The sequence below is a fragment of the Mucilaginibacter sp. Bleaf8 genome (genome assembly GCF_018390515.1).
Classification (GTDB): Bacteria; Bacteroidota; Bacteroidia; order Sphingobacteriales; family Sphingobacteriaceae; genus Mucilaginibacter.
This window is the reverse complement of sequence record NZ_JAHBBK010000002.1, coordinates 415,143-428,204: the sequence shown is the minus strand read 5'-3', so window position 1 is coordinate 428,204 and position 13,062 is coordinate 415,143. Positions and strand designations below refer to the sequence as shown.

Below are 13,062 nucleotides of genomic sequence, written 5' to 3'. Positions count from 1 at the left end.
TAGTATATTAGGTTAAGCGCTTATTAAACTAACTATCCCGCCCTATCATCAGGAGCGGGATAATTAACTCAATTATACGCCTGAATAGGTATTAAAATCGGTAACGAACGAAAGCTTCGATAGCTTCATACTCTGCAAGGCCCAGCTGGTCGTAGCAGCGCGCGGTTTCTTTGGTACGATCTTCTGCACGTACCCAGAACTCCCTTGCATCATCGCCCGGAAACACCGGCACATCTTTTTGCGACTGGTGCTTGAAGATGGCGTAGCGTTTTCTCAAAACCTCCTGCGGTGAAAGCGGAACGGCCATCTCAATTTCATGGATTTCAAACTCGTGCCATGCACCGCGGTACAGCCACAGCCAGCAGTCCTTCACCCACTCGTCGGTTTCTTTAAGGCGTTGCATTGCCTGCAACACAATATCAAAACATACTTTGTGCGTACCATGCGGATCGGCAAAATCACCTGCTGCAAATATCTGGTGCGGCATTACCGAACGCAACAGCTCCATGGTTTCCAGTATATCTTCCTCGTAGCTTACGTTCTTTTGCGTTTTGGATTTATCGTAGAAAGGCAAATCCATAAAATGGATGCACTCATCCGGTAAGCCGGCAAAACGGGCACCCGCAATAGCCTCGCCTTTACGGATCTGACCTTTTACAGTTAATAGTTCTTGCGTATCTTTTTGGTTAGGCTGCTTATCCTTAATAAAGCTGCGCATGTTGCTGTACAGCGTTTCTAACTCTGTGGTATTCAGGTTTTGTGAGCGGTTAAAATCAATCGCAAACTCAATAAAGCGCAGGGCATCATCATCCCATACAGCGGTGTTGCCTGATGTTTGATAGGCCACGTGCACCTCATGACCCTGATCGGCCAGGCGGATGAAGGTACCACCCATCGAAATCACATCATCATCAGGATGCGGTGAAAAGATGATAGAGCGCTTTTTGGCCGGCTCTGCCCTTTCTGGCCGCTGTGAATCATCGGCGTTGGGCTTACCACCCGGCCAACCGGTAATGGTATGCTGTAACTTGTTGAATATATGAATATTGATATTGTAAACCGGCCCTTTTTCGGTGGCCAGCTGTGCCATACCGTGCGTATTGTAATCCTCCTCAGTGAGTTTAAGGATGGGTTTATCTAACGTTTTGGCCAGCCAGGTAACAGCTTTCTTAATGGTTTGCTCATCCCATTGGCAGTCTTTTACCAGCCAAGGGGTATCAAAGCGGGTTAATTCCAATGAAGCATCACGATCAATCACAAACTCCACATTATCTGACAATTGCAGGTAAGTGGCAGGTACATCGCCCGAAATTTCGCCTTCAACCGCTTTTTTGATAATTGGCGCTTTCTTTTGGCTCCAGGCCATCAAAATAATTTCGCGGGCTTTGAAAATGGTACCAATACCCATGGTAATAGCCTTAGTTGGTACATTTTCTTTACCGCCAAAATCGCGTGCGGCATCACTACGGGTTAGGTCATCTAAGGTAACCAAACGGGTACCTGAGTTTGGGGCCGAACCGGGCTCATTGAAACCAATGTGACCGGTACGACCAATACCCAAAATTTGCAGATCCAGACCGCCGAAGCTGGTAATTTTACGCTCGTATTCCAGACAGAAAGCGGCAATCTCTTCCTGCGGCAAAGTACCGTCCGGAATGTGCACATTGTTCTGATCAATATCAATGTGTTTGAAAAGATTTTCCTGCATAAAGGTTACATAGCTTTGTGCAGCGTCGGGCTTCATTGGATAGTACTCATCCAGATTAAAGGTAACTACGTCACGAAAGCTCAGCCCTTCCTCGCGGTGCATGCGCACCAGCTCAGCATAAACCCTGATTGGGGTTACACCGGTTGCAAGGCCCAGTACCGTACGCTCGCCTTTAGCCTGCTTGCTTTTAATCAGGTCGGCTATGCGGTGTGCTACCGAAATGCTGGCTTCGGCGGCATTATCATAAATACTTACCGGCAGCTTTTCATAACGCGTTTCTTCCAATAAATTTAATCTTGGCATATGTATTTCGAGTTAGTTGAATGCTATATTATTATTCAGTTATTTCCAGAAATTGTTCTTGCATGTTCCATCCGCTTACGGCTACTAAAACCTTTTGCGCGGCATTGCCCGGGTTGTAATCCAACACTACCTTTTTCTGTGCACCTGGTAGTACAGAGATATAATTATCGCTATAAAATACTGGCAACACCCGCTTATGCGTGGCGGCGTCAACCAATGAAATCCGGTTGAAGAATGCTACAGGCGCTTTACCCGGGTTGGTTAAGGTAACTTCTACCTTACCTTTACTTATTCTTTTACTTTGTACTTTAACCTGTGATGCATCCATACGTTTAAGGCCTGAGTAATTGCCTTCGGCATCGGGCAGCCAGTATAAGTTATCGTTCACTATATTTTTATTAATGTCCAGCAGTTGCAGCGACAGGAAAGTACCTTCATTTTTGCTTAGCTGATCAATTGTGGTTTTGATGGGCAGATAAGCTTTGCTTGAAGATGGTTGCGCTTCCACAAACACCTGCGTAAGCAAGCTGTCTTTCCCTTTCATATTAACAGCTTTAACTACCAGCATTAAATCACGGCGGGTACTAAACGTGTTATTAACGATGGAAACCATCCCCGAAACCGGGTTGTACATAGCATGCAATGGTTCGCTGCCGCTGTGCAATCCGTATAAACAGGCATTCGGATCCAGGTAATAATCGTACATCTGTCCGCGCAGGGCTGTCCACGGGTTTTGCGTTTTCCAAATCATTACGCCGGTATACCAATCCCACATATGCGAACTGAAACCTTCCATCAAGGCACGATATTGATCGTAGTTGACCAGCTGTGCTTTATTAGCAAAATCTTCTGCATTTTTAGGTTTGCCGTAAGTCTCTATAGCGCCATCGTAGCCGATGTATTTATGATAATCCCAAACAGAATCAACCTGCGATTTTTTGGATGATACCGAATATTGGGGCGCTACCAGGTTTTGTTCCGGAATAAAACGCTTCAACGATTCATAATCACCCACGCCTACCGAACCAATTTCTGAATTGAACGGGAAAGTGCGTGTTTCCCAAAATGTAGACAGCTGTTGAATCCCGTAAGGGCCATCGCCGTTACCACCCAGGGTATTGAGCGACATCTCGTCGGAGTTTGAAAAATCGACAAACCAGCGAGTACCATCAAGCTTAGGCATGATCGAATCGCGCAGGGGTAACAAAATATCTTCGGGCGGGGTAATCTCGTTACCGCCACACCACATAGCTAACGACGGGTGATTACGCACCAGTTTGATCTGATCGGCTGCCGACTGCAAAAACAATTGGTGATTATCCGGATATTTACGCCTTGTCCACTGATCTTCTGCTTTCAACGGGTCAACCCATCTGCCGTTGGCATCACCCGAGATCCAAAAATCCTGAAACACCAGCATGCCGTCCTTGTCGCAGGCGTTATAAAATTCAGGGCGCTCAACCAGGGCACCGCCCCATATACGTATCAGGTTGAGGTTCATATCACGATGAAAGCGAACCTCAGCATCGTAACGCGCATCCGAAAAGCGCAGCATGGCGTCGGATATAATCCAGTTACCGCCTTTTATAAATACTTTCTGGCCGTTTACTGCAATCTGGCGGCTACGCGTCCAGCTGTTCCAACTGGTTTGAATTTCACGAACGCCCACATTAAGCTTCTCCTGATCTGACACTTGATTAGCAGCGGTAATGAACTGCATTTGTGCCGGATACAAATAATGCTCGCCATAACCGTTGGGCCACCAAAGCTTAGGGTTTTTAAGCATCAGGTCGGCAAGATTAACCTGCGTTGTTGATTTGGGTTGTAATACAACTTTCTGAGTAACCTTTGTTCCGTTGATGGTAAACACAAGGGTACCACTTACAGATTTATTTAAGGCATTCTGTAATTCGGCCGAGGCTTTAATGACAGCCGGTTGCTGCTGCCCCTCCGGCTTACGTACACCCGGAACCTGTGTAACAACATGCGGATTCAGGATATTTACACTGCCTGTTGTTTCGATGGTAACTTTATCCCAGATGCCGGTATTACGGTCGCGCATGGGCTGTATCCAGTCCCACCCTGCGGTGTACTGTATGCCTACATTTTTGGCAATGCGCCCGTCACCTCCCTGACCGCCGTTCGGGTTACCCACCGGGTCGGGCGGATATACAATAACCGCAAGCCGGTTGTTACCATTTTTATTTAACAGCGAAGTAATGTTATACGACTGGCGCAAAAACATACCCTGATGAGTTTGGGCATTAAGTTTATGCCCATTCAAATAAATATTGCAGCTATAGTTAACGCCACGAAAATTTAAATACACCTGCCCGTCATTACCTGCCTGGGGTGATTTAAAGTCATCTACAAACCAATAGGTGTAATAGTCGCGCCCGGTAAAATAAATATCCTTGATACGCTGATTATTCATTCCGTAAAAAGGATCGGGTACTTTATGGTTTGCCAATAAAGTAGTTAGAACCGTACCGGGAACCACGGCCGGTTGCCAATTGCTTAATGAATAGGCTGGTGATGAAATAGTTTCACCATTGGCTTTTATGTCACTAATGGAGGCGCATTTCCAGCCGGCGTTTAATTCTACTTTAGTTTGAGCATGTGCCAGCAAACCGAAACCGGAGCTTAGCAAAAGCACTGCTGTTTTTTTGAGCAGGTTATTTTTCAAGAAAGAGGTATATGTTGTTATTCGTTGCAAAACGGCCTAAATTTAGTTTTCAGTTATGTACTTATCAATAAGTTGTTGCTATTTATAAGACACCTTAAATACAGCCGCCTCGGTTAAACCGCTGTTCTGTTGCAAAGCAGCAGGTACATTGACCGTAATGCCATCAGTTGTTTTTTGCCATTTAATGGACTGCCCTGCGCCCAGCAAGCTAACTTTTTTTATACCTTTTGTATTAGGCAATTTTATAGATAGCGACGATGGTAAGTTCACTGTGCTATTATTGCCCAACACAAAAGCATAAACGGCTGCTTTACTTTTAGACTGCGTATAGTATATATTATTGTCCGAATAAGGTGCAATTGCCCGAGAGTTATAAATGCCTTCTCCGTTAATTTTTATCCACCGGCCAATGCCTTCCAGGCGCTTATACGCTTCGGGATCCCAGTCACCATCCGGGCCGGGGCCGATATTCATCAATAGATTACCGCCCCGGGATACGATTTTGATCAGTAACTGCACAATATCATACGTTGATTTATAATGATCGCCAGGTACGTAGCTCCAGGAATTGCCCATGGTAATACAGCTTTCCCAAGGATAGCTCAAAGGCTTGTCGGGCACTTGTTGCTCAGGGGTGGTATAGTTTTCATACTGACCGGGCACTGTACGGTCAACCACAATTAACCCCGGCTGGTGCTGCCTTGCCATTGTAGCTATTTTAGGCATATCAATATCCTGGTTGAATTTGATGCCGCGCTGCCAGTCAATAGCCGTATCAATGGTAGCTTTGGGGCGTACCCAGCCACCATCCAACCATAAAATATCTACACTTCCATAGCCGGTCATCAGCTCCTGAATCTGCTTGTAAGTAAAGTTTTTAAACTGATTCCATTTTTCGGGATACTTGGCCGGATCATAATTTACATTCCGATTTTTTGGCGGGAAGTAAGGCCACCAATAATCAGGCGAGTGCCAGTCGGGCTTTGAAAAATAAGCACCTATCATAAAGTTATCTTTACGGAAGGCGTTAAAAATCTCTTCAGTAACGTTCGCTCTCGGGTTTGATGAGAACGGCGATTTCGGATCGGTAATTTTATAGTCGCTTTGCTTGGTATCAAACATGGCAAAACCATCGTGATGCTTGGTTGTGAAGATCATATACTTCATACCTGCATCTTTGGCTGCCTTAACCCATTTTTCGGGATTGAACTTTTGCGGATTAAAGCTTTTCTGCAGGTTTTCGTAAGCCTGTTTGTACTGGTTATAATCGGCGCTGTATGGGCCTTTTCGCTGTGTCCAACCCTCATCTTCGGGGCAAATGCTCCAGCTTTCAACCACGCCCCACTGGCTATAAGTACCCCAGTGCATAAAAAGACCAAATTTCAGATCCTGCCAATCAGCCAGTTTTTTCTGCACCGCAGGGTCGGTTGGCGCCTGGTAATTTTTAGATATTTCGTGAACCTGAGCCTCAACGTTTACGGTTCCTAATAATGCAGAGGCTAAAAGCAGCGGTTTACACCAGCTATAAAATTTACAGGTCATGCGTTATATATATTATATGGATACTTCCTTTTTCAGTTCATTTAGTTTTTTACTTAGAGGTTCTCCTATGTTTTCCACTACCAGTACCGCACCACCTATAAGTTGCGCTTTATCGTTTAAATCAGATATCAGCAATTCTGTTCCATGCGCCAGGCGTGGAATACAATGTTCGTTAATAGCCTGTTGAATGGGCGAAAGCCATAACCTGCCCACTACACTTGCTTTACCGCTTAATACAATAACAGCGGGGTTTAAAATATGAATTAGAATGGCAATACCTTGCCCTACAGTATAAGCCGCTTCCGAAATCAGCTTTACAGATAAGGTATCACCTTTTATGGCTTCTTTAATTATCGCATCAGCATCAATCTGCTCATATTTAACCAAGCTGCTTGTCTGGCCCTGTTCAATCTCGGCATTCGCTTTTGCGGCAATTGCAATCAGCGAAGATTCGGTTTCCAGGCATCCGTGCTTGCCGCACAAACAAAGCTTACCATTCTTTACTATGGGGATATGGCTAAACTCGCCGGCCAAACCGCTATGACCTCTGAATATTTTCCCATCTACAATCATTCCGAGACCTATACCCCACCCTAAGTTTACAATCAAGGCATCATTTTGCTGCCGGGCTACGCCAAACTTTTGTTCGCCTAGGGCAATGGCTGTAGAGTCGTTCTCAATAAATACAGGCAAGCCTATATTCTGCTGCATGTACTCAACCAAACTCTGATTTGGTATTTCTAAGAATGAATAATTAATACCTTTATCAGGATCAATGAATCCAGGCATTGTAATGCCTACCCCCAATACATTATTTTTATTTAACCCGGCTTCCTGAATAAACGTATTGATATAATGAATCAATTCATCTGCCTGCAGATGATGAATATCGAAGTAATGCTCTGTACCTTCATTGATAAAGCGGTTGTTCATATCCAATGCGGCAATACGCATATTGAACTGACTCATGGCTACAGATATAATAAAATGATCATCTGCAACAAGCGAGTACTTCATCGGTCGTCTTCCACCGCTTGAACTGGCATACCCCCGCAGCTCTATACAACCATCCTTTACCAATTCATTTAATACCTTAATAGTATGCGGTATGCTCTTACCTATAAAAACACTTATATCAGTGCTGGATAAGGATTCATTGTAATAGAGCGCCTGAACAATTCTTGAATGCTCGTTAAATAACGAGACTTGACTGACTGACATCACTTAGAGTTTATAATTACATATATAGGGCCTTTTAAAGAAAAACCCAAACATTTTTTAAAATTTTAAAAAGTTTTTGGTTTTAACATTTATTTTATTTTTCTTAGGAGAACATTTTAAACCCAAATAATCAATCATATTTATATAAAATTTAAAGAAACGAGCTGTTAAGAGCTAATTCTTTTAAATTTTGAGGCATTTTGTTAACAATTACAACAAAAATGGCTTTATTTAGTGCCATATTTACAACAAACTAGGTAAAATCCATAGATATCAAGAGATAAATAAAACAAAACTCATCTATAAGATTAGTAAAAGCAACACAAACTCCTTAAAATCCTGATTAAAATGAAAACAGAGAATAAAACTTAAAAATCAAAATCAATTTTCGGGTTGATGTCTATAAGCATCGGCCTGCTATCAAGAACTTCCATGCATCCTTATTTAACATTCACACAATTAATGCATTCGTATGAAAATAAACTTATACTCAAAAAGTATAACAAGTAAGCGCAACTTATCCATGTTATCCGTAACAAAAGGATTAGTGCTAACCGGCATGATAGCCATGCAGCTTGATGCCGCGGCCGCTACCAATAGTAAAAAGCACTTTTTGGCCAATAAAGCTTATGAAGCTGTAGCTTCAAATAAAAGCCTTTTTGCAGACATCACTGTATCAGGTACAGTACTGGACGAAAACGGCCAGCCACTAACTGGTGTTTCTGTTAAGGTAAAAGGCGGATCGGCCGGCGTTGCTACCGATATTAACGGTAAATTCAAACTTACCGCTCCTGAGAATGGTACGCTGGTTTTATCTTATATTGGTTATGAACCTAAAGAAGTATCTGTTGCGGGTAAAACAACCCTTAGCATCAGCCTTGCGCCATCAAGTAAAAGCCTGAATACGGTAGTTGTAACCTCATTAGGTATCAAGCGTGAGAGTAAAGCATTAGGTTATGCGGTGAGCACCGTAACAGCGAAAGAGATTACACAAGCAGGAAACACCAACTTTGCATCGGCCTTGTATGGTAAAGCAGCAGGTGTAAAAGTAACCACCGCACCTGGCGGTGCAAGTGGTGCTGTAAACGTTCAAATACGTGGCATTAACTCTATCAACTACAATCAGCAACCGTTATATGTAGTTGATGGTGTAATGATTAGAAATGATAACCAAAATGGCGGAGCCGGAGCAAACAACAACAACTATTGGGATGATCAACGCATCAGAGGAAATGGTATTTTAGATATCAACCCAGCTGATATTGAAAGCTTAACTGTATTGAAAGGTGCCAGTGCAACCGCTCTATACGGTTCAGATGCTGCAAGTGGTGTGATTGTAATTACTACAAAGAAGGGATCAAAAGCACGTGGCTTAGGTGTTGACTTCAACTACAGCGGAACCGTAGAGAATGTCGCATTCTTGCCTAAATTCCAAAATATATATGGCCCTGGTTATGATAAAACTACCAACTTGCAGAATGATGCTACCGAAGAAGGCTGGATTCCAGAACCTTCATCTCCGTCAGGATTTCGTCCATATTTTAGGGCTTATGGACAGTTTGGACCTAAAATGGAAGGCCAGCAGGTAAAATGGTGGGATGGATCAATCAGATCGTATTCTCCACAACCTAATAACTACCGTGACGTGTATGAAACAGGTTATAGCTCTCAAGCCAACCTTGCAATATCCAATCAAACTGATAAAGTCAATTATCGCTTGTCGGCTAACCGGATGGATTATAAAGGCACACAACCTGGAAGCAAGCAGCAACGTAACTCCTTTAACTTAAATACAACGCTAAAACTGAACGACAAACTAAGCACAGATGTTGTTGTAAATTACGTAAATACGTTAACCCATAACCGCCCATACCAATTAGGCCAGGTTTTGGGTTCTTTTGGTGGCTATTTTAGCCGTGCTGAAGATATGGACTTGCTAAAGCAAAAATCCATCACATCTGACGGTTATAAATACGTTCCATATGGCAACCGGGAAAGGTCAAGTGAAGCATTTATTTATAACATCAGGCCAACACAGCTAATGGACTTTTTCTGGCAGCAATTACGCAACAGTTATGATGAAACCGAAAACAGGTTATTATCAAGTGCCACAATTAACTGGAGCATAGCAAACCATTTAAAATTCAGAGGTAGAATTGGTAATGACTTTACAGGACAAACCATTGAAAATAAGCAATATAATGAATACCCTATAGCTTTTAATACTTCATCAGGTAGCACAGGTGCTTATGCAACGTCAAAAGGCAACTACTCCATTCTGTACGGAGATGCGTTATTAACCTATAATAACAAAGTAGGTAAAGATTTCGATTTTACAGCAAGTGCAGGTTATCAAGGCCGGGGCGAGCATTACAAAGATCAGATGTCAAGCACCAACAATGGCTTAGTATCTGCAAACTGGTTCAGCTTAAATAACTCATATGGTATTCTTTCTACTACATCAAGTAGAAAAGAACTATTAAAGTACGCTTTCCTGGGTATCTTAAACATGAGTTATAAAAACTATTGGTTTATCGAGGGTACGGCTCGCCAGGAGTATGCTTCTTCATTACCGGTAAAAAACAACTCTTACTTTTATCCATCAGTGAATACCAGCTTTGTATTTACAGATGCTTTTCAGCTACCTACGTTTTTAAGCTACGGTAAGGTACGGGCTTCGTATGGCGTAGTAGGTAATGCGCCGCCGCTTTTTGAATCAAACATTCTTTATAATCAAAGTTCTTTGCAAACCATAAATGGTTCTGTACCACAGCTTACAATGGGCGGCCAGTACGGTAACAACAACCTAAAGCCGGAGATGAAACACGAAGCTGAATTTGGTTTAGAAGCGCGTATGTTTGACAACCGTTTTGGATTTGACTTTAGCTATTATAACAACCGAATTAAAGACCAAATTTTAGGTTTACAAACCGCTGCATCGGTTGGTGCTACCAGCCAGATTGTTAACGTTGGTGAAATTGGAAGCCATGGCGTAGAGTTAGCATTAAATGGTACGCCAATAAAAGGCCGTTTCCGTTGGGATACTCGTTTTAACTTTTCAATCAACCGCACTAAGGTATACGCCTTACAACCTGGAGTAGATCAAATAACAACTTACGAAGCTGAGCAGGCAACTGTAAAAATTGTTGCAGGCGTAGGTGAGTTACTGGGCAATATATATGTAAACCCACGCTTGAAAGATGATAAAGGCAATTATGTAATCAATAACGACGGACTTTATGTAATGGATAAAGCTAATTATGTAAAAGCCGGTAACATTATGCCTAAAGCCATTGGCGGTTTTTCAAACACATTCAGTTATAAAAATTTCTCATTCGATTTCACTATCGATTATCGCTTAGGCGGGCAGATGGTATCAGCACCAACTAAGTATATGATGGGTGCAGGTATGTTTGAGAACACATTACAATATCGTGATGCAGAACATGGTGGCTTAACTTATACTGAAAACAAGAAAACGTACAATGATGGTGTGTTACTGCAAGGTGTAAATCAAACCACCGGTCAGCCTAACACAAAGGTAATTGACGCAGCTACCTATTACATGAACACCTTTAACTGGGGCAATGATTCCTGGAGCGAGAAAGGATCTGTATATGACAATAGCTATATCAAAATGCGCGAAATGGTTATAGGGTATAACTTACCTAAAAGCTTTAGCAGCAAATTACATCTTAATAACCTGAGATTTTCTTTGATAGGCCGTAACCTATTTTATATCTGGAAAACGTTGGAAAACGTAGACCCGGAAGCTCCGCTTGGTACAAGATGGTGGTCACAAGGCGTGGACGTAGGCTCAACAGCTCCTACACGTAGCTTTGGTTTCTCACTAAACGCCAATTTTTAATTTAAAAAAACTTATCAACTTATAAGATGAAAAAGCTTTTTATCATAATGAGTGTCTTGGTTACTGTCACTATAACGATCAGTGGTTGCAAGAAAGAACTCGAAGAGAAATACAACAATCCGGAAAAGACTTCAGACGCTAATATTCCCGGTTTTTTTACAGCTATTTTAAACAATAACCGGGTGCGCCCGGCTTATTGGAACGTTCGTACGTTTTTACTGCAACAACCAGCCGTATATAGCCAAACCGCTTTCTTTTCTAACAGTAATACGGCATACCAGCAAAGTGATGGCTATAGCCAAAATTACTGGGAAGATTTTTACGCGCCAAGTGGTAACGGCAGTGGCAGCATGGCATTATACAGAGCTATGCAAGTGGTTAATAATTCAGCTTCAACAGCAGACCAAACATCAAACGAGCTTTTTATGCAGGCAGCTAAAGTTGCTTTAATTGAACAGGCCGCTAAGATGGTTGATATGTGGGGTGACATTCCCTACAATGAAACCGGTAGTCTGTTAACCAACAACATTATTAAGAATCCAAAGTTTGACGATCAGGTTCAGCTTTATACCTCATTCATCGCAGATTTAGATGCGGCTGCTACCTACTTCAGTAAAGCAACTACAAGCCCTGCATTTGCAAAGTATGATATACTTTTAAGTGGCAATGTGGATAAATGGAGACGTTATGCCAATTCATTACGCCTGCGACTACTTATGCGCATTTCAAATGTTAATGAAGCAACAGCTAAAACTGCTGTGTTAAACATGCTTAATAACAGTGCACAATATCCATTGATAGATGGCGGAAGCTCTTACTCGCCAGCCACAACTGATGTGTTATTAAAACCATTAACTACAAACATCGAAGTTTTAAATTCTGCACTAACGGAATTACCAAGCCATTATGCATCTGATTATTTATTAAATAAAGTGATGCTCCCTTCTAATGACCCACGGATTCCGGTTATGTTTGATAAATACGGCAGAACTGTAAATATTGACAAAAAAGACGTATTTGTTCCTAACAAAGAATACAGAGCTATGCCTATCACTTTTACGTCAAACGAGCAGGAAGCAAGCTTTCCAGACTATGCTATATTGGATTCTGCAACATTTCTTCAAAACCCCGGATTACCAGGTATAGTAATTACCGCTCCAGAGGTTAACTTCTTAAAAGCGGAAGCTTTTGAGCGTTGGGGCGGCGATGCAAAAACAGCTTATGAAACTGCAGTTAAGCAATCAGTAACATTTTATTATTACTTAAATAGCTTAAACACTACAGGCCTAACTGTTTTACCTGCACCCGCAAGCACCGTTGTTAACGATTTTGTTACTAGCAGCACTATTGCCTATACTGGTAGTAGTACTGAAAAGTTGGCGAAAGTATGGACCGAAAAATGGGTACATTTAGGCTTTTTGCAATCAATTGAGGCATGGTCTGAATATCGCCGAACCAACTATCCGCAGCTTACCTTCCCAGCCGCAGGTTTGTCCGGTTACCAAACCCCTCCTACTCGCTTAATTTATCCAACAAGCGAAAAAACCAGAAACAGTACTAATTACCAAGCTGTTTCTGGTAAAGACACCCGCAATACCAAAATATTCTGGGATGTAAACTAAACTCCCCGAAGCAACTTAAGCCAGTCTGAAATTCAGACTGGCTTTTTTGTATCATCAAAATTCTGCCTTATTATTGAATTGCTGTTACATGCGTGGTTTTAAGTTAAAATTG

The 13,062-nt window shown here is 42.3% G+C and carries 6 protein-coding genes; 2 read left to right on the top strand and 4 right to left on the bottom strand.

All coding sequences use genetic code 11. The annotated features are described in order from the left end of the window. Positions 1-91: 91 nt before the first annotated feature. From nagB to KHS38_RS10650, 4 genes are all read right to left on the bottom strand, one after another. The gene (nagB, locus tag KHS38_RS10665; RefSeq protein ID WP_213488547.1) at positions 92-2,011 is read right to left on the bottom strand and encodes a glucosamine-6-phosphate deaminase; all 1,920 of its coding nucleotides are present in this window, start codon (positions 2,009-2,011) and stop codon (positions 92-94) included. A 31-nt stretch (positions 2,012-2,042) separates the two neighbouring features. Next, positions 2,043-4,697 carry a glycoside hydrolase family 2 protein gene (locus tag KHS38_RS10660; protein ID WP_213488546.1) on the bottom strand — a complete coding sequence of 885 codons (2,655 nt, stop codon included), beginning with the start codon at positions 4,695-4,697 and terminating at the stop codon, positions 2,043-2,045. 78 nt (positions 4,698-4,775) lie between these two features. Then, positions 4,776-6,239, bottom strand: a complete 1,464-nt coding sequence (locus KHS38_RS10655) for an alpha-L-fucosidase (RefSeq protein WP_213488545.1) — start codon at positions 6,237-6,239, stop codon at positions 4,776-4,778. Positions 6,240-6,251: 12 nt separating this feature from the next. Then, positions 6,252-7,460 (bottom strand): ROK family protein, encoded by a 1,209-nt coding sequence (locus KHS38_RS10650; RefSeq protein WP_213488544.1) that lies wholly within the window; start codon positions 7,458-7,460, stop codon positions 6,252-6,254. A gap of 472 nt (positions 7,461-7,932) precedes the next feature. On the opposite strand from KHS38_RS10650, the gene KHS38_RS10645 reads away from it, so the two are divergent. Both KHS38_RS10645 and KHS38_RS10640 read left to right on the top strand, forming a co-directional pair. Continuing rightward, positions 7,933-11,328 (top strand): SusC/RagA family TonB-linked outer membrane protein, encoded by a 3,396-nt coding sequence (locus tag KHS38_RS10645; RefSeq protein ID WP_249665356.1) that lies wholly within the window; start codon positions 7,933-7,935, stop codon positions 11,326-11,328. Between the two features lie 26 nt (positions 11,329-11,354). Next, a complete protein-coding gene (locus tag KHS38_RS10640) occupies positions 11,355-12,950 on the top strand; it encodes a SusD/RagB family nutrient-binding outer membrane lipoprotein (RefSeq protein ID WP_213488543.1) in 1,596 nt (531 codons plus the stop codon). Positions 12,951-13,062: the final 112 nt, after the last annotated feature.